Below are 17406 nucleotides of genomic sequence, written 5' to 3'. Positions count from 1 at the left end.
GGGACAAGTCTGCCGCACGGGCAGGACGACGCAATGGGTCACCGGAGGGGATGCCAGGTGAACTGTCCCGGCGTTTGTGGTGGGATGGTGCCGAACCCTGTCGCCAGAGAAGGAGCACCATGCCGCAGAAGGTCAAGGCCGTCGTCGCGAAGGCCAAGGACGCCCCGGTCAGCATCGAGACGATCGTCATCCCGGATCCGGGCCCGGGCGAGGCCGTCGTGGACATCCTCACCTGCGGGGTCTGCCACACCGACCTGCACTACGTCCAGGGCGGGATCGGGGACAACTACCCCTACCTGCTCGGCCACGAGGCCACCGGGACCGTCTCGGCCATCGGCGCCGGCGTCACCGACGTGGCGGTCGGGGACAAGGTCATCCTGAACTGGCGCGCGGTCTGCGGTGAGTGCCGGGCCTGCAAGAAGGGCCAGGCCCAGTACTGCTTCAACACCCACAACGCCACCCAGAAGATGACCCTGGAGGACGGCACCGAACTGGACCCCGCCCTGGGCATCGGCGCGTTCGCCGAGAAGACCCTGGTGGCCGCCGGACAGTGCACCAAGGTCGAGGGCGTCACCGATCAGCAGAACGCCGCCGCCGGTCTGCTGGGCTGCGGCATCATGGCCGGCATCGGCGCGGCCATCAACACCGGCGCGGTCGCCCGCGGGGAGTCCGTCGCCGTCATCGGCTGCGGCGGCGTGGGCACCGCGGCGATCGCCGGGGCCGCCCTGGCCGGGGCCACCACGATCATCGCGGTAGACCTGGACGACCGCAAGCTGGAGAAGGCCCGTGAGCTCGGGGCCACCCACACCGTGAACTCCAAGGAGCGCGACGCGGTGGAGGCCATCCAGGAGCTCACCGGCGGCTTCGGCGCGGACGTGGTGATCGACGCCGTCGGCCGCCCGGAGACCTACAAGCAGGCCTTCTACGCCCGCGACCTGGCCGGCCGCGTGGTGCTGGTGGGCGTGCCCACCCCAGAGATGACCCTCGAGCTGCCGCTGCTGGACGTGTTCGGCCGGGGCGGGTCGCTGAAGTCCTCCTGGTACGGGGACACCCTGCCCAGCCGGGACTTCCAGATGCTCATCGACCAATACCACCTGGGCCGGCTGGACCTGGACGCCTTCGTCAGCGAGACCATCACGCTGGAGGACGTCGACACCGCCTTCGAGAAGATGCACCGCGGTGAGGTGCTGCGCTCGGTGGTGGTGCTCTGATGGCACGCATCGACAAGCGCGTCACCTCCGGGACGTTCTCCCTGGACGGCGGCACCTGGGACGTGGACAACAACGTGTGGATCGTCGGCGACGACGAGTCCTGCGTCGTGATCGACCCGGCCCATGACGCCGAGGCCGTCGCCCAGGCCGTGAACGGCCGCCGGGTGCTGGCCATCCTGCTCACCCACGGCCACGACGACCACATCCGCGCGGTGCAGATGTTCCGCTCCCTCGTGGACGCCCCGGTGCTGCTTCACCCCGAGGACCGGATGCTCTGGGACGCCGTCTACCCGGACCAGGCCCCGGACGGGATCATCGCCGACGGGGACACCTTCTCGGTGGGCGGCATCACCCTGACGGCACTGCACACCCCGGGCCACTCCCCCGGTTCGGTGTGCTTCCACGCCCCGGAGCTGACCGGCCCGGACGGCGCCCCCGGCGTGGTCTTCACCGGCGACACCCTGTTCCAGGGCGGCCCGGGCGCGACCGGGCGGTCCTACTCGGACTTCGACACCATCGTCGAGTCCATCCGGTCCCGCCTGCTCACCCTGCCGGAGCAGACCACCGTGCACACCGGCCACGGTGACTCCACCACGATCGGCGCGGAGGCTCCGCACCTGCAGGAGTGGATCGACCGCGGGCACTGATCCGTTGGACGCATCCGCAACGAACGGTACGGGTTCGATCGGCACCGGAGGCCTCGTCCTGCTGGGCGGGGCCTCCGGTGCCGGCAAGTCCTACCTGGCCCGCACCTACGGACGACCACACCTGCAACTGGACGCCTTCTACCGGGAGGCCGCCGAGGACGCCGCCGCCGGGGGCGCGGGACCGGTGTTCCCGCGCACCGAGTACGGCCAGGTCGACTGGGACGATCCGGTCACCTGGAACGGCCGGGCCGCCGTGGACGCCATGGTCGAGCTGCTGGAGACCGGCCGCACGCGCGTGCCCGAGTACTCGATCACGGCGTCGGCCGTGATCGGCCACGCCACGCTCGAACTGGCCGGCGGTCCCGTCGTCGCCGAGGGCATCTTCGCCGCGGAGCTTCCCCGCGTGCTGACCCGGCTCGGCCTCAGGCCGGGAACCGACTTCCACGCGTGGTACATCGACCAGCACCGGCTCCCGACGGCGGCGCGCCGGCTGGCCCGCGACCTCGCCGAGCGACGGAAGCCGGTGCCCTTCCTCGTCCAGCGGGGCTGGTCCCTGCTGCGCACCGAGGCCGCACTGCGCGCCCGCTACCTCGAGGCCGGATTCACCCCCGTGCCGAAGGCCGAGCTGCACCGCCGGCTGGCCGCCGGGGAGTAGGTCCGCTGCTGCCGGTCAGCCGGCCGGGACCCGTGCCAGCAGGTCGGCCCACGACCGGTCGGTGATCCTGGTTCGCGCGCCGGCCCGCGTCCCGGCATAGGCCTCACGCAGGGACGCGGCGACGGCCTCCACGGTGATCCCGGGGTCGGCGTCACTGGCGGCTCCGGCCGTCGCGGGATCCCAGTCCAGCCCCAGGGCCGCGTAGACGTCCGTCAGCACGGCCCGCACCGGCGCGGGGTCCTCGACGACGAGCGACGAGGAGAACAGCCACGCGCCCTTGACCACCCTCTGGGCGGTCCCGGCGAGCTTGACCGGACCGCGCGCGGCACCGTCCGGACCCGGGGGCAAGGGGGTGTGCACCGAGAACTCCCCGGCGCAGTACTCCCCCGGGACCTCCCCGACGGCGGCCGACACGCCTCGGGCGCGGAACACGTCGACGAACAGCTCGCCGAAACCGGCGAAGCGGTCCCGGAAGCCCTGCATCGCGTCGGTGTCCCGCTGGACGTGGTCCACCACCAGGCTTCCCCCGTGGTAGGCGGCCGCGCGCCCGCCCGCGCGCCGGACGACCGGGGCGAAACCGTGGTCCCGGCAGGCCTGCCGGGCCTGGTCGAAGCCGGGCAGCCGCGCGTCGCGCTGGCCGAAGGCCACGGTGGGCTCGGGCCGGTAGAGCCGCACCACCGGGTCCGTCAGCCGGCCGGCCTGGGCGGCCCGCAACAGCGTCACCGCGTAGTCGAGGTCCTCGGCGGCGCCCAGCGAGCCCTCCTGCCGGACCCAGTCCAGGACCTGGTGCAGGGGACCGTCCGTTGCGGGATCAGTCATCGGCGGCGGGGACCCGGCGCACCGTCTGGATCTGTTCGGAGTGCCCGAACGGCCCCAGCTCGTCATGCAGCACGGCCGTGGTCAGGCCGATCCCGTCCGTGCCGAGGTTGGACGTGGTCGCCAGTCCGAGCCACGGGCCGACGGGCTCGCGGTACAGGTGCACCTGCAGGTCGACGTTCGGATAGCCGTAACCGCCCGGACCGTTCGGGACCACCGGCGCGACCCCGTTGGCGGTGTCCACCATGCCCATGAGCCGCACGAGGTCGGAGGTCGGCTCACCCTCGATCATCTCCACGGAGGAGGTGAGCCAGCACCGGCCTCGACCGTCGGCGTGGTCGTCGGCGGCGAGGATCTGCAGGGACCGGATGTACCCGCCGGGCCAGCGCTCCGCCATGGTCCGGAACGGGCTGCAGTCCTGGCGCGGAGTCAGGCCGGCATCGTTCACGACGCCGACCGGGGACGTGTCCGAGGTGACCAGGCGCCAGGCGCGGGCCACGAGGGCGGCCCGCCCCTGGGCCTCGAGGGTCGACTCCACGAGCTCGATCGTCCGGCCCGGGCGGACCGTCCGCGTGGTGACGGTGAGCGGACCGTAGTGCAGCGTCCCCAGGATCTCGAAGGACAACCGCGCCAGCCGCAGCCCCTCCCGGGGCTCGTGCGCCAGGATCTCCGCGGTGAGCAGTCCGGAGACCGGGGCCATGTGCAGTTCGTCGTCGCGCCACGCACCCTGCGCGTGGATGACGGAGTCGAAGTCCGAGACGCGGACACCACCCTCGACGCGCGGGGGCGAGGTGCGCTGGAAGTTCGCGTCGACGTCGTGCTCCTCGGTGCCGGGCTGCCCGGCGGCAGTGGTGGAAGTCATGGGGTCCATCCTGCCATCGTCCGAGGCTGTGCACGGGGTGTGAATCCGGCCGCCGGGCACCGTCCACGCCTTGACGTCCCGGGCGCCGCGGTGCCTACTGTGGGCCACCATGGCTCACCGGCAACGGGAGGTCGACCCCATGAAGCAGGGCACGTCCCCTCGCCCCCCTGATCAGGGATCCTGAATCCGCGATGGGCGTCGGAAGGCCGGAGACGGTCGCCCCTGGTGAACCCGCCGAGCGTCCTGCGGCGGCGGCCGCCATGCCCTCGCGCCGCGCCATGGGCGTGGACGTCGCCCGGGCCGTGGCGCTGATCGGGATGATCGCCGTCCACGTCTTCCCGGCCGAGAACGAGGACGGCGACGGCCTGAGCTGGTCCTTCGGCATCTTCGGCGGCCGGGCCGCGGCCCTGTTCGCCGTGCTCGCCGGGGTGTCCATCGCGTTCGTGGAGAAACGGTCCCGGGGCCAGCTCTACGGCCGCACCCTGAGGGCCGACCGGGCCGCCCTGGCCGTCCGGGGCCTGCTGATCCTGCTCGTGGGCCTGCTCCTGGGCCACCTGGACACGCCGATCCTGACGATCATCCCCTACTTCGGCGTCCTGTTCCTGCTGGCCATCCCCTTCTACGGGCGGTCCTCGCGGGTCCTGCTCATCGCGGCGGCCCTCTTCGCCGTCCTCGGCCCCGCCTTCCGGCACCTGCTCAACGGCCGCGTGCCGGAACAGGCCGATCCCGATGCCGACTACACGCTGGTCACCGCGGCCGGGCAACCCGACCTGTTCGCCCTGGACATGCTCCTGACCGGTCACTACCCGGCCGTGCTGTGGATGGCCTACCTCTGTGTGGGCATGGTCATCGGGCGCCAGGTGCTGACCTCACGCCGGCTGGCCCTGTTCCTGCTGGGCTGGGGATCGGCACTGGCCGTGGCGGCGTGGGGTGCGTCCCGGATCCTGCTCGGCCCGGCCGGCGGCTTCGGGCGGCTGCTCGAGGCGACGCCGGCCCTCGACGCCGAGGAGATCCGCGAGGTGCTCGTCTTCGGTCCGGAACTGGTCCTGATGCCGAACACGACGTGGTGGTGGCTGACAGCGGTCTCGCCCTACTCGGACACGCCCCTGAACCTCCTGCACAACCTGGGCGCGGCCGTGGCGTTCCTGGGACTGGCCCTGCTGGTGACCCGCCGCGGGGGCAAGGTCTTCACGCCCTTCGCGGCGATGGGTGCGATGACGCTGACGCTGTACTCGGCGCACTGCATCGTGCTCATGCTCGAGGTCCTGCCCGAGGAGGACCGCCCGATGGTGACGCTCTGGATCCAGGTCATCGCGTTCATGCTGTTCGCACTGATGTGGCGCAGTTCCATGGGCCGGGGACCGCTGGAGGCGATCATCTCGGAGGCCAGCGACTGGACCCGGCGCCGGGTGCGGGGAACCCCCTCCGAGATCCGCCCTCCACCGGGGAGCGGCGACGACCGCCTCCGCACCGGCGGAGGGGGCACGCCGCACCGCGAGCCCGTCCGACCACGCCGCACGAGACCCAGGGGGAACCGGCGATGAGAACACTGATTGTGGGTGCCGGGGCGACCGGCGGCTTCTTCGGCACGCGACTGGTCCGTGCCGGCCGCGACGTGTCCTACCTGGTCCATCCGCCCCGCGCGGACCAACTGCGCCACGGGCTCCGCGTCTACGGGCCCGGGTACGACGAGACGGTGCCCGTCCGGGCGCTCACGGTCCGCGAGCTGGACGGCCCCTACGACCTGATCCTGCTCATGGTGAAGGCCTGGTCCCTGGAGGCGGCGCTGGAGGACATCACCCCGGCAGTCGGCCCGGGCACCACGGTGCTGCCACTGCTCAACGGGTTGACCCACCTGGATACGGTGAACGACCGGTTCGGCCGCGCCACCGTCCTGGGCGGGATCGTCCGGGTGGTCTGCACGGTGACACCCGAGGGCGCGGTCTACCAGCTCAAGCCCAAGGCGGGGCTCATCTTCGGCGAACAGGACGGGCGGACGACGGACCGTGCCTCGGCCGTCCTGCGGGAGTTGCAGGTCCCGGGGTACCGCGTGACGATGGCCGAGGACGTGCTGGCCGCCATGTGGCACAAGTGGGCGTTCATCGCCGCAGGCGCCGCCATGACCTGCCTGATGCGCGGCAGCATCGGCAGCATCCTGTCCACCCCCGGCGGGAAGGACTTCGTGCTCGACGTCATCGACGAGACCGAACGCGTGGCCCGGGCCGCCGGTTACCCCCCGTCGGCCGCAGCGCACGCCGCGAGCCTGGAGATGTTCACGGAGGAGGGGTCCGTGTTCACCTCGTCGCTCTACCGGGACGTCCTGGCCGGACACGCCCACGAGGGCGAGCACCTGCTGGGCCAGTACGTCGCGGTCGCCGACCGGCTCGCCGTGGACGTCCCCCTGACGCGGCTGGCCCTGATGCAGCTCCGGGTGCACGACCAGAACGGCTCACCCTCGGTGCACCGGCCGGCGATCGCCGTCGAGGGCTGACGCCGGGTGAGGACGGGTGAGGACGGGGGGACCGGCGCGGACGCCGGTCCCCCTCCTGCAGGGCGTCAGCCGTGGATCTTCCGCAGGACGCTCGACTGCAGCGGCCCGTCATAGAAGGACTCGAGGAAGGCCGCGGCCTCGGCCCGGCTGATGTTCTGGGTCTGGCGGAAGGTGCGGTCCGCGTACCCGGAGGTGACGCCCTGGCTCCGCAGCCACGTGATGGCCTCGTAGTTGGGCGAGCTCCTGGTCATGTCCCGGAACGGCGAGGTGGCCGGTGCCCGGTACCCGCTCGGTGCGGCCAGCCGGTACAGGAAGGCCGCGAACTCGCCGCGGGACACGGACTGGTTCGGCCGGAAGGTGCGGTCGGTGTACCCCACGGAGATCTCCCGGTCCGCGAACCAGTCGATGGCATCCGCGTAGGCGGTCTTCACGTCCTTGAAGGAGGTGCCGTTGGCCTTGCGGGTCACGCCGGCGAGCTTGTAGACGAACTGGGCGGTCTCGCCGCGCGTCACGTCCTGGTTCTTGCGGAAGGTCTGGTCCGAGGAGTACCCCACGGAGATCTTCTCGCAGGCCATCCACTGGATGGCGGTGAAGTGGCCGGAACCGGGCCGGTTGTCCCTGAACTGAGGCCCGCAGCTGGCCCGGTGCAGGGCCACCGTGTCCGAGCTCTGGCCCGGGCGGGTCACGGCCGCCGAGGCGAAGGTGATGGGCCTGGAGTCCATCACCTTCAGGCGGACCGTCCCGGCACCACCCGTGGGCAGGTCGATGGCGCGGTACTTGGTCGACCCGGAGGTGAACAGCAGGGTGCCCAGGGACGTGCCGTCCTTCTCCACCCGGACGCGCACGGTGCCCGACCCCACGGAGGCGGCCACGACCAGCCGGTCGGCCCGGGAGGCGCTGGGAATGTTGAGGATGGCCCCAGCGCGGGCCGCCCGGTACCCCTTGCCCCCGACGCCGCCGGAGAGGTTGACGCGGCTCATGCCGGAGGTCCGGACGGTGCCGTCGGTCCAGGACACCGGTCCGGTGTGCTGGCCCAGGTAGGTCTGGGAGCTGACGGTCCCGCCGCGGCGGGAGCGCACCGCGTACTGGGCGGTCTCACCCGGCTCGTTGCCCAGGGTGGTTGACGTCTCCGTGCCGGTCTTCCCGGCGGTCCAGGGCTGGCTGGTGATGTCCCCGCCGCCGTGGGGCACGGCCCGGTACATGATCTGGTAGTCCTCGGCCCCGGCCGCGGCGTTCCAGCGACCGGTGGCCACTGCACCGTTGCCGTCCAGGACATAGTGGTCGGCGGGCTTCGAGGGGACGCCCAGCGTGGGGACCGTGACGCCGTGGTTGCGTACGGCCTGCGTGACCCGGGCATCCACGTTCGTGCGGATGGAGGGGATCTTCGCGTCCAGGTACCGGCCCGGGCAGGCCGTGAAGTTCGTGACCTTGTGGCCCAGGATCGTCGGGACCGTCACCGTGGTGCCGGAGGACCAGCGGGCCGTCCCCTTGCCGCTCTGGGTGAGCCGGGTGGTTCCCTTCGGGTCGACGTCATAGCGGTATGCCTGCCAGGCGAGAACGCGCTCGATGGCCGTCACCATGGCGGCCGGGGCGGCCACCACGTCGTAGTTGCCCATGGCGGAGACGCCGATGGTGTCCGTGTTGAAACCGCCCGCCTGGGCACCCGGCACCGGGGCGTCGATGGAGCCTCGGCGGCCCTGGTAGATGGTGCCGAACTTGTCCACGAGGAACTGGTAGCCGATGTCGCCCCACTGGAGGCTGACGGCGTGGTAACTGAAGATGCCGCGGATCTGGGCGTAGGCGCCGGCCTTGGTGTAGTTGTTCGAGCCGGCGGTGTGGTGGATGTACATCGCCTTGAGCTGGGTGGACGGGCGGCCCCAGTCCTGGACGACGGACTCGTTGGCACCCCACTGGGCGCGGGTGACGATGGCGGGCTTCAGCACGTCGGCGGAGGTGGCCACGGTCTGGGCCGTGGCGGTGCCGGTGATCAGGCCGTCCTGCTGGTGCATCGCGGGGACGAACTCGGCGGTGGATGACGCGGCGGTGGAGGCCTGGTCCGCGGTGGGCTCCCCGGCCTCCGGCGCACCGGCCGGCGCCGGGTTGAGCTTGCCGTCGGTGTCGGCCACGCCCGGGTTGATGATGTCGACCTGCAACCCCTTCGGGACCTCGCCGCTGACCGTGGAGACGCGGGCCTGGACGGCGTCGGCACCGGTGGAGACCAGTGGCTCGGTGCCGGTGCGGTCCGCACCGGGGCGCTCGTCGCCGTCGTGGATCTCCAGGCTGGACCAGTCCGTCCAGGTGCCGTCCTCGCGCACGCGCACGGAGACCTCGGTGACCTGGTCGGCGTCCTGCACCTCCCAGGTCACGCCGGCCACGATGAAGTCGATGGTCTCGGCCGGGGCGGTCAGCGCGGCGACCTGCTCGGTGTCCTCGGCGGGCAGGGCGGTCCCGGCCAGCTCCCGGGCCTCGGGAGCGGTCTCGGCATCGGTCTCGGCCGTGGCCTTGGCCGCGATCCCCTCCGGGACCGGGACGACATCCCGTTCCTGCCCCGTCGGCCGTCCCGTCCCCGGTGCGGCCTTGGCCGCGGAGGCCGGGGAGACCACGGAGGCCAGCGAGACCGTCGCCGAACGCGTCCCCGCCGCCTGCGGGGTGGGCTGCCCGGACTCGGAGGCGGCGCTGGGCTCCGCGCTGGTCCCGACGGCCGGCTCCGCGCTGGTCCCGACGGCCGGCTCGGCGCTGGACTCGGGGGTCGGAGTGCCGCTCGGACTGGCGGAAGGATCGGCGCTGGGCGTCGCGTCCTGCTCGGCGGGCTGCAGCGCCTCGGGGTCGATGCCGTCGACGGCGAGGGTCTGCTGCTCCTCGCCCTTGACCTCGGAGGCGACCTGCTGGCCGACGGCGCTCCGGGCCGGGTCCGGCGCGGACGGCGGCACGATCGGGTTGGCGATCGCCGGGAAGGCAGTGGCGGCGGCCAGCGCCGCTGCCAGGGTGGTGACGGCGCAGGTGCGCAGGACAGGGCGAAGTGCCATGACGGATTCCCTCAGAAGTGATGCATGATGCGAGTGGGGCGCGTGTTAACGTCTGCGCCTCGCACAGGGTATCAAGCAACAGTTGCAATTACCCCCTGTCAGTCACAAATTCATCACTCTTCACCGAGAGTTCTTGTACCGGGCGGGCGTTTCTGAGGCGCTGGATCCGTGCAGATCAGCCGCATATGCCGACCGCGCGTCCGTCCGGTGCACGGGGCACCGCGGCCTGCTCGGACGGCCATGACCGCCACTGTGGGCCGCGGAAGGGGGCCAATTCGGCCTTCAAGACCGTTATCCGTGACCTTCCCGTGATCTTTGGGCCAGAGGTCCCAAGAGCCCAGGGCGATGGGCCCCGAAGGGGCTGTGCCGGGGCGCGTGCCGGCATGACAGAAGGGGGCCGGTCCGGGCATCGCCCGGACCGGCCCCCTTCTGTGCTCACCTCCGCCGTCGTGGCTCAGTGAGTGCGAGGTGCCCCCGTGATCAGAAGTCCCAGTCCTCGTCCTCGGTGTTCTCGGCCTTGCCGATCACGTAGGAGGACCCGGAACCGGAGAAGAAGTCGTGGTTCTCGTCCGCGTTCGGGGACAGCGCCGAGAGGATCGCCGGGTTCACGTCCGTGACGCTGGACGGGAACATGCCCTCGTAGCCCAGGTTCATCAGGGCCTTGTTGGCGTTGTAGTGCAGGAACTTCTTGGCGTCCTCGGCCAGGCCCACGGAGTCGTAGAGGTCGTGGGTGTACTGGACCTCGTTCTCGTACAGCTCGAACAGCAGCTCGAAGGTGTAGTCCTTGAGTTCCTGCTGGCGCTCTGCGGACTGGGTCTCGAGGCCGCGCTGGTACTTGTACCCGATGTAGTAACCGTGCACCGCCTCATCCCGGATGATCAACCGGATCAGGTCCGCGGTGTTGGTGAGCTTGGCCCGGGAGGACCAGTACATGGGCAGGTAGAAGCCGGAATAGAACAGGAACGACTCCAGGATCGTGGAGGCGACCTTCTTCTTCAACGGATCGTCACCGTGGTAGTAGTCCAGGATGATCCGGGCCTTCTTCTGCAGGTTCGCGTTCTCCTGCGACCAGCGGAAGGCGTCGTCGATCTCCTTGGTGTTGGCCAGCGTGGAGAAGATCGAGGAGTAGCTCTTGGCGTGGACGGACTCCATGAACGCGATGTTCGTGTAGACCGCCTCCTCGTGGGTGGTCAGCGAGTCCGGGATGAGCGAGACCGCGCCGACGGTGCCCTGGATGGTGTCCAGCAGGGTCAGGCCGGTGAACACCCGCATGGTGAGGACCTTCTCGTCCTCGGTCAGCGTGGCCCAGGACTGGATGTCGTTGGACAGCGGCACCTTCTCGGGCAGCCAGAAGTTGGAGGTCAGGCGGTTCCAGACCTCGACGTCCTTGTCGTCCTGGATGCGGTTCCAGTTGATCGCCTCGACGGTCTCGAGGGTCTTGACAGCATCAGCCATCATCGTGGTGTCGTCCTCACTCAAGCGTTGGTGGTGGTGGTGATCGGAGGTCGCCCGGCCCCTACAGCATGCAGGAGACGCAGCCCTCCACCTCGGTGCCCTCCAGCGCGAGCTGGCGCAGCCGGATGTAGTAGATGGTCTTGATGCCCTTGCGCCAGGCGTAGATCTGCGCCTTGTTCAGGTCACGGGTGGTGGCGGTGTCCTTGAAGAACAGCGTCAGGGACAGGCCCTGGTCCACGTGCTGGGTGGCCGCGGCGTAGGTGTCGATGACCTTCTCGTAGCCGATCTCGTAGGCGTCGTCGTAGTACTCGAGGTTCTCGTTCGTCAGGTACGGCGCCGGGTAGTACACACGGCCCAGCTTGCCCTCCTTGCGGATCTCGATCTTCGAGGCCACCGGGTGGATCGAGGAGGTCGAGTTGTTGATGTAGGAGATCGAACCGGTCGGCGGGACGGCCTGCAGGTTCTGGTTGAAGATGCCGTGCTCCATGACGGAGGCCTTCAGCGCGCGCCAGTCGTCCTGGGTGGGGATGGCCACCCCGGACTCCGCGAACAGCTGGGCCACCTTGCCGGTGGCCGGCACCCACTCCTGGTCGGTGTACTTGTCGAAGAACTCGCCCGAGGCGTACTTCGAGTCCTCGAACCCGCCGAAGCGCTGGCCGGTCTCGATGGAGATCCGGTTGGAGGCACGCAGGGCGTGGAAGAGCACCGTGTAGAAGTAGATGTTCGTGAAGTCGATGCCCTCCTCGGATCCGTAGTGGACCCGCTCGCGGGCCAGGTAGCCGTGCAGGTTCATCTGCCCCAGGCCGATGGCGTGCGAGGAGTCGTTGCCCTTGACGATGGAGGGCACGGACTCGATCTCGGACATGGTGGAGACCGCCGTCAGGGCCCGGATCGCGGTCTCGATCGACTTGCCGAAGTCCGGGGAATCCATGGTCTTGGCGATGTTCATGGAGCCGAGGTTGCAGGAGATGTCCTTGCCGACGTGGGCGTAGGACAGGTCCTCGTTGAACTCGGAGGCCTCGGAGACCTGCAGGATCTCGGAGCACAGGTTGGACATGGTGATCCGCCCCTTGATGGGGTTGGCGCGGTTCACTGTGTCCTCGAACACGACGTAGGGGTAGCCGGACTCGAACTGGATCTCGGCCAGGGTCTGGAAGAACTCCCGCGCGTTGATCTTGGTCTTCTTGATCCGCGCGTCGTCGACCATCTCGTAGTACTTCTCCGTCACCGAGATCTCGGAGAAGGGCTTGCCGTAGACGCGCTGCACGTCGTACGGGCTGAAGAGGTACATGTCCTCGTTCTTCTTGGCCAGTTCGAAGGTGATGTCCGGGATGACCACGCCCAGGGAGAGGGTCTTGATGCGGATCTTCTCGTCCGCGTTCTCCCGCTTGGTGTCGAGGAACCGGTAGATGTCCGGGTGGTGGGCGTGCAGGTAGACCGCACCGGCACCCTGGCGGGCACCGAGCTGGTTGGCGTAGGAGAAGGAGTCCTCGAGGAGCTTCATCACGGGGATGACGCCGGAGGACTGGTTCTCGATCTGCTTGATCGGCGCGCCGTGCTCACGGATGTTCGTCAGCGACAGGGCCACGCCACCGCCGCGCTTGGACAGCTGCAGGGAGGAGTTGATGCCGCGGGCGATCGACTCCATGTTGTCCTCGATGCGCAGCAGGAAGCAGGAGACGAGCTCACCGCGCTGGGCCTTGCCGGCGTTGAGGAAGGTGGGCGTGGCCGGCTGGAAGCGGCCGCCGATCATCTCCTCCACCAGGTCGGTGGCGAGCTGCTCCTCGCCCTGGGCCAGGTGCAGGGCGACCATGCACACGCGGTCCTCGTACCGTTCGAGGTAGCGGTTGCCGTCGAAGGTCTTCAGCGCGTACGAGGTGTAGAACTTGAAGGCGCCCAGGAAGGTGGGGAAGCGGAACTTCAGCTTGTAGGCGCGGTCCCACAGCGAGTGCTTGAACTCGGCGGAGTACTGGTCCAGCGTCGAGGCCTCGTAGTAGTCGTTGTCCACGAGGTAGGCCAGCTTCTCGTCCAGGTCGTGGAAGAAGACCGTGTTGGTGTTGACGTGCTGCAGGAAGTACTGCCGTGCGGCGGCGTGGTCGGCCTCGAACTGGATCTTCCCGTCCGGGCCGTACAGGTTCAGCATGGCGTTCAGCTCGTGGTAGCCGAGGTTCTGCCAGGCCGCCGGCAGCTGCTTGGCCGACCTGATCATGTCCTGTTCGGTGACTGTCATGCCCAAAAACCTTCCAATCCTTCACGCACGGCCGTGACGTCCTCCGGCGTGCCCATGAGTTCGAATCTGTACATCAGGGGGACTCCGCACTTGCGGGAGATGATGTCCCCGGCGAGGCAGTACGCCTCGTAGAAGTTCGTGTTCCCCCCGGCGATCACGCCCTGGAGGAGGTCCCTGTTCGCCTTGACGTTCAGGAACTTGATGACCTGCTTCGGCACGGCCCCCTTGCCGTCTCCCCCGCCGTAGGTGGGGACCACCAGCACGAAGGGCCGGGTGGCCAGCAGGGTGGGTTCCCGGGTCATCAGCGGGAGCCGCGCGGTCTCCCCCTCGCCGAAGCCCAGCTTGGTCACGAAGCGGTGCGTGTAGCCGGAGGCGGAGGAGAAGTAGACCAGCCGGGCATCCGTGGGACGCGGGTCCTGGGGATCCGCGGCGCCCACCGGCCTGCTCTCGCTGACCGCGCTCGTCATGGTGTCTCCTTCGGGCCTCAGGCCACCGAGGAGGCGAGGGCGGAGGCCAGCTCCTCGATCTTGTCCGGGCGGAAGCCGGACCAGTGGTCGTCACCGGTCATGACGACGGGTGCCTGCATGTACCCGAGGGCGCGCACGCGCTCCAGGGCGTCGGCATCCTGGGACATGTCCACGGTCTCGTAGGCGATGCCCTTCTTGTCCAGGGCGCGGTAGGTGGCGTTGCACTGGACGCATGCCGGCTTGGAGTAGACGGTGACGGTCATGATGTTCCCCTGTCTTCGGTGACCGCCTCCGGCAGGGCCGGAGCGACGGGCATACATGGATGGAATTCTGCGAATCTGCGTGATTCTGGATGTCTGTGGAGCCTGGTGCGGCCGCTTGGGCGCTGCACCGAAGTCATGACTTAGATACTACATCTAGTGGTCCTCGATCGCACCAACCACAACATCATGGCTTGGGGCCGTGCCCCCGGTTTCCCCAGCCGGTCCACAGCCCGTGTGGATGAGCCTGCGGTGGCGGCACGCGCCCGGATCGGCGGAATCACGCCGATCGACGGTGACCGAGGGCCGGTGCTCCACAGGATGTGGACAGCGCGCCCGCTCGTTGTGCACAGACGGAGGGCCCGGAAAAGGGGTCCGGATCACCCTCCGGCACGGCGTGTCGCCGTGGTGTCATCCACGAGGGGGTGCCGTCGCACCACCTCGGCCGCCCGCGTCCTAGTGCCCGGTGAACGCCTCGGCCAGCCACCAGGCGCCGCCGTCGGAGGCGATCCGGGCGTCGATCACCAGCGGGGCGGTCCGGGGCCCGGCCACCCACGCCCGCACCGCGTCCAGGTCCGCCACGGACCTGACCGTCACGCCCTCGGCCCCGTGACCGCGGGCGATCGCGGCGATGTCCGTGACCGGGAACGTCACCGGCTCGTAGTCGAAGGGCTCGCCGTCGAAGTGGTGCACCTCGGCGCCGTAGGCGGCGTCGTTGTAGACGATCACCACCAACGGCAGCCCCAGCCGCACTGCGGTCTCCAGTTCGGCGATCGCCATCAGGAACCCGCCGTCCCCGGTGCCCAGCACCGGCAACCGGTCCGGCCGGGCCACGGCGGCCCCGATCGCGGTGGCCAGTCCCAGGCCGATGGACTGGAAGGCCTGGGTGAAGCAGAAGCCGAACTCGTCCGGGACCCCCAGGTACGCACTCGGATAACCCATGAAGTTGCCGGAGTCGACGGACACCAGCCGCGCGGCGGGCAGGATCGCGTCCAGCTTGCGGGAGAGCACCCGCGGGTCGATCAGTTCGCCCGTGGACAGGTCCCCGGTCCCGACCTGGCCCCAGCGGGCCTCGGCGGCGATCCGGTCGGCCATCCCGGGGGTCCGGTAGCCCGCCGAGTGATGGCCCCCGCCGGACTGGCCGGCCCCGGCCATCGACGCGATCCCGCCGCCGGTCCCCCGCAGGGCCTCGAGCACCGAGGTCGCGGTCTCGGCGCAGTCACCCAGCACCCCGAGGTCGATCGGCCGGTGCGCACCCAGCGAGGCGTCCTCGACGTCCACCTGGGCCACCGTCGCATCGGGCCCGATCAGCCGCCCGTGGCGCATCGTCCACATGTTCAGCGCGCAGCCCCAGCCGATGAGCAGGTCGGCCCCGGCGATCATCTCCGCCGCGAACGGGGAGGAGAACCCCCCGGAGATCCCCAGGTTGTAGGGGTTGCCCTCGAACAGCCCGTGCGCGACGGCGGAGGTCGCCAGCAGCGCACCGGTCGCCTCGGCGAGGGCCGAGAGCTGCGGTCCGGCCCCGCGGCCGCCCCGGCCCGCGATGAAGACCGGACGCTGGGCGGCGCGGATGAGCCCTGCCAGGTCCTCGACGGCGGCGGCGCCGGGCCGGACGGGGACACGGGGAGGCAACGGGCCGACGTCGTGCCCGGCGTCCGGCGCGCCCTGGGCCGGCTGGGACTGGACGTCCGTGGGCAGGGACAGCACCACGGTACGCCTCTCGTTCACGGCCGTGCGGTAGGCACGGACCGTGTCCGCCACGGCGCTGGCCGGGGAATGGACCCGCTCGGGGACCGCGCCGACGCTGCGGGCGAGATCGTCCTGGTCGATCCTGAAGTTGGAGCGCACGGCCGAACCGGCGGCGTCGGCGGTCAGCACGATCATCGGGGTGCGGGACTTGGCGGCCTCGCCGATCCCGGTCACCGCGTTCGTCAGGCCGCAGCCCTGGTGGGTGGAGACGATCCCGACCCGTCCGGACATCCGGCCGTAGGCGTCGGCCATGGTGGCCGCACCGCCCTCGTGCCGAGCGGCGGTGAAGGGCACCCCGGACCGGCGCAGGGCGTTCGTCACCGCGAAGTTGCCGGAGCCGACCACCCCGAAGACGTGTCCGGCCCCGAGGGCCGCCAGTGCCTGTCCGACGACGTCCGCCACGGTTCGGGTCATGTTTCCTCCATTGCTCTGGTCCGGTCCCCCGTCGTGATGTTATGTCCTCATGACCGCCGACACTCCCCGATCCCCCGCCCCTGCCGACGCCCTCAAGGGGCTGCTCGCGGCCCTGGCCACCGGGTCGGTGGAGATCGTGGACCTCACGAACCGGCTGAGCGGCACCACCCCCACCCTGGAGCTGCCCGAGCCGTTCGCGAACCTCATCGACTTCTCCCTGGAGACCGTCAGCGCCTACGACGAGCCCGGCCCCTTCTGGCGGCACGCCAACATCCACACCGGTGAGCACATCGGCACGCACATCGACGCCCCGATCCACTGGATCTCCGGCCGGGACAGCCACGACGTGGCGGACATCCCGCTGCCCCGGCTGATCGGACCTGCCGTGGTGCTGGACTTCTCCGCCGAGGCCGCCGCCGATCCCGACTTCCTCCTCGAGGTGGAGCACGTGCGCGCCTGGGAGGCCGAGCACGGCCCCCTGCCCGCGGGCGGATGGGTGCTGTACCGCACCGGCTGGGACCGGTACGCCCAGGACCGGGCCGCGTTCCTCAACGCCGATGAGACCGGGTCCCACACCCCCGGGCTCTCCGCGGCCTGCGCCGAGTGGCTGGCGTGCACGGACATCGCCGGCTTCGGCGTGGAGACGGTGGGGATCGACGCCGGCAACGCCGCCGCGCTCGAACCGCCCTTCCCCGTGCACTACCACCTCATGGGCTCGGACAAGTACGGGATCACCTCGTTGCAGAACCTCTCCCGGCTGCCGGCCCGCGGAGCCGTGGTGGTCGTGGCGCCCCTGCCGATCGTGGGCGGCAGCGGCAGCCCCTCCCGCGTGCTGGCCCTGGTCCCGCGTGAGGCGTAGGACGCCGGCTGCCCCGCGGAGCCTCGGGGTCGCCTACGTGCTCTGCGTCCTGCTCGGGCTGCTCGGTGCGCACCGCTTCTACCTGGGGCATCCCGGTCCCGGGGTCGCCTACGCGGTGCTCACCGTCGTGGGGCTGACCAGCGCGTCCTGGGGCATCGGATTCCTGTTCGGCGCCCTCGTGCTCCTGCTCGTGCTGATCGACCTGTTCCGGATCCCCGGATACGTGCGCGCGGCCAACGGGCAGTACTGGACGGACTAGCCGCA

Annotated in this window: 15 protein-coding genes; 7 read left to right on the top strand and 8 right to left on the bottom strand. The window is 70.2% G+C overall.

Annotation, left to right across the window (positions count from 1 at the left end; translation table 11 throughout):
- The first annotated feature begins 119 nt into the window (after positions 1-119).
- The 3 genes from Q0283_RS05760 to Q0283_RS05750 are packed head-to-tail and all read left to right on the top strand — an operon-like array spanning position 120 to position 2513.
- A complete protein-coding gene (locus Q0283_RS05760) occupies positions 120-1211 on the top strand; it encodes an S-(hydroxymethyl)mycothiol dehydrogenase (protein WP_298043619.1) in 1092 nt (363 codons plus the stop codon).
- The gene (locus tag Q0283_RS05755; protein WP_183525562.1) at positions 1211-1858 is read left to right on the top strand and encodes an MBL fold metallo-hydrolase; all 648 of its coding nucleotides are present in this window, start codon (positions 1211-1213) and stop codon (positions 1856-1858) included. The genes Q0283_RS05760 and Q0283_RS05755 overlap by 1 nt, the downstream gene beginning before the upstream one ends.
- A 4-nt stretch (positions 1859-1862) precedes the next feature.
- Complete coding sequence (locus Q0283_RS05750) at positions 1863-2513, top strand: uridine kinase (protein ID WP_183525559.1); 651 nt, start codon at positions 1863-1865, stop codon at positions 2511-2513.
- A gap of 15 nt (positions 2514-2528) precedes the next feature.
- Here Q0283_RS05750 and Q0283_RS05745 read toward each other — a convergent pair whose 3' ends face one another.
- Positions 2529-3332, bottom strand: coding sequence for a lipoate--protein ligase family protein (locus Q0283_RS05745; RefSeq protein WP_183525556.1), 804 nt, complete (start codon positions 3330-3332; stop codon positions 2529-2531).
- Positions 3325-4191, bottom strand: a complete 867-nt coding sequence (locus tag Q0283_RS05740; protein ID WP_183525553.1) for a thioesterase family protein — start codon at positions 4189-4191, stop codon at positions 3325-3327. Before Q0283_RS05740 ends, Q0283_RS05745 begins: the two co-directional genes overlap by 8 nt.
- 260 nt (positions 4192-4451) lie before the next feature.
- On the opposite strand from Q0283_RS05740, the gene Q0283_RS05735 reads away from it, so the two are divergent.
- Both Q0283_RS05735 and Q0283_RS05730 read left to right on the top strand, forming a co-directional pair.
- Positions 4452-5735, top strand: a complete 1284-nt coding sequence (locus Q0283_RS05735; protein ID WP_298043615.1) for a heparan-alpha-glucosaminide N-acetyltransferase domain-containing protein — start codon at positions 4452-4454, stop codon at positions 5733-5735.
- The gene (locus tag Q0283_RS05730; RefSeq protein WP_221243352.1) at positions 5732-6682 is read left to right on the top strand and encodes a ketopantoate reductase family protein; all 951 of its coding nucleotides are present in this window, start codon (positions 5732-5734) and stop codon (positions 6680-6682) included. The genes Q0283_RS05735 and Q0283_RS05730 overlap by 4 nt, the downstream gene beginning before the upstream one ends.
- 65 nt (positions 6683-6747) lie before the next feature.
- Here the strand turns inward: Q0283_RS05730 and Q0283_RS05725 are convergent, their stop codons facing one another.
- The 6 genes from Q0283_RS05725 to Q0283_RS05700 form a co-directional block, all read right to left on the bottom strand.
- On the bottom strand, positions 6748-9708 hold the full coding sequence (locus Q0283_RS05725) for an S-layer homology domain-containing protein (RefSeq protein ID WP_183525547.1): 2961 nt from the start codon (positions 9706-9708) through the stop codon (positions 6748-6750).
- A 480-nt stretch (positions 9709-10188) separates the two neighbouring features.
- Positions 10189-11163 carry a class 1b ribonucleoside-diphosphate reductase subunit beta gene (gene nrdF / locus Q0283_RS05720; protein ID WP_029139402.1) on the bottom strand — a complete coding sequence of 325 codons (975 nt, stop codon included), beginning with the start codon at positions 11161-11163 and terminating at the stop codon, positions 10189-10191.
- A gap of 61 nt (positions 11164-11224) precedes the next feature.
- Complete coding sequence (gene nrdE, locus Q0283_RS05715) at positions 11225-13393, bottom strand: class 1b ribonucleoside-diphosphate reductase subunit alpha (protein WP_183525544.1); 2169 nt, start codon at positions 13391-13393, stop codon at positions 11225-11227.
- Positions 13390-13860 carry a class Ib ribonucleoside-diphosphate reductase assembly flavoprotein NrdI gene (gene nrdI, locus Q0283_RS05710; RefSeq protein WP_183525540.1) on the bottom strand — a complete coding sequence of 157 codons (471 nt, stop codon included), beginning with the start codon at positions 13858-13860 and terminating at the stop codon, positions 13390-13392. Before nrdI ends, nrdE begins: the two co-directional genes overlap by 4 nt.
- Positions 13861-13877: 17 nt before the next feature.
- Positions 13878-14123 carry a glutaredoxin-like protein NrdH gene (gene nrdH / locus Q0283_RS05705; RefSeq protein ID WP_010145812.1) on the bottom strand — a complete coding sequence of 82 codons (246 nt, stop codon included), beginning with the start codon at positions 14121-14123 and terminating at the stop codon, positions 13878-13880.
- Positions 14124-14576: 453 nt separating this feature from the next.
- Positions 14577-16283, bottom strand: coding sequence for a thiamine pyrophosphate-binding protein (locus tag Q0283_RS05700; protein ID WP_183525537.1), 1707 nt, complete (start codon positions 16281-16283; stop codon positions 14577-14579).
- 49 nt (positions 16284-16332) lie between these two features.
- Here Q0283_RS05700 and Q0283_RS05695 point away from each other — a divergent pair, with 49 nt between their 5' ends.
- On the top strand, positions 16333-17142 hold the full coding sequence (locus Q0283_RS05695) for a cyclase family protein (protein ID WP_183525535.1): 810 nt from the start codon (positions 16333-16335) through the stop codon (positions 17140-17142).
- Complete coding sequence (locus tag Q0283_RS05690; protein ID WP_183525532.1) at positions 17132-17401, top strand: NINE protein; 270 nt, start codon at positions 17132-17134, stop codon at positions 17399-17401. Before Q0283_RS05695 ends, Q0283_RS05690 begins: the two co-directional genes overlap by 11 nt.
- Positions 17402-17406 lie beyond the last annotated feature (5 nt).

This window comes from uncultured Citricoccus sp. (assembly GCF_937871995.1).
GTDB lineage: Bacteria > Actinomycetota > Actinomycetes > Actinomycetales > Micrococcaceae > Citricoccus.
The sequence above is the reverse complement of the archived record's forward strand: the minus strand, read 5'-3'. Positions and strand labels throughout refer to the sequence as shown.

Bases quoted from the DNA above. Each gene is read 5' to 3' on its own strand.
- nrdI (WP_183525540.1), bottom strand. From the start codon at position 13,860: ATGACGAGCGCGGTCAGCGAGAGCAGGCCGGTGGGCGCCGCGGATCCC.
- nrdE (WP_183525544.1), bottom strand. From the start codon at position 13,393: ATGACAGTCACCGAACAGGACATGATCAGGTCGGCCAAGCAGCTGCCG.
- nrdH (WP_010145812.1), bottom strand. From the start codon at position 14,123: ATGACCGTCACCGTCTACTCCAAGCCGGCATGCGTCCAGTGCAACGCC.
- nrdF (WP_029139402.1), bottom strand. From the start codon at position 11,163: ATGGCTGATGCTGTCAAGACCCTCGAGACCGTCGAGGCGATCAACTGG.
- Q0283_RS05745 (WP_183525556.1), bottom strand. From the start codon at position 3,332: ATGACTGATCCCGCAACGGACGGTCCCCTGCACCAGGTCCTGGACTGG.
- Q0283_RS05725 (WP_183525547.1), bottom strand. From the start codon at position 9,708: ATGGCACTTCGCCCTGTCCTGCGCACCTGCGCCGTCACCACCCTGGCA.
- Q0283_RS05730 (WP_221243352.1), top strand. From the start codon at position 5,732: ATGAGAACACTGATTGTGGGTGCCGGGGCGACCGGCGGCTTCTTCGGC.
- Q0283_RS05735 (WP_298043615.1), top strand. From the start codon at position 4,452: ATGCCCTCGCGCCGCGCCATGGGCGTGGACGTCGCCCGGGCCGTGGCG.
- Q0283_RS05755 (WP_183525562.1), top strand. From the start codon at position 1,211: ATGGCACGCATCGACAAGCGCGTCACCTCCGGGACGTTCTCCCTGGAC.
- Q0283_RS05700 (WP_183525537.1), bottom strand. From the start codon at position 16,283: ATGACCCGAACCGTGGCGGACGTCGTCGGACAGGCACTGGCGGCCCTC.
- Q0283_RS05695 (WP_183525535.1), top strand. From the start codon at position 16,333: ATGACCGCCGACACTCCCCGATCCCCCGCCCCTGCCGACGCCCTCAAG.
- Q0283_RS05760 (WP_298043619.1), top strand. From the start codon at position 120: ATGCCGCAGAAGGTCAAGGCCGTCGTCGCGAAGGCCAAGGACGCCCCG.
- Q0283_RS05740 (WP_183525553.1), bottom strand. From the start codon at position 4,191: ATGACTTCCACCACTGCCGCCGGGCAGCCCGGCACCGAGGAGCACGAC.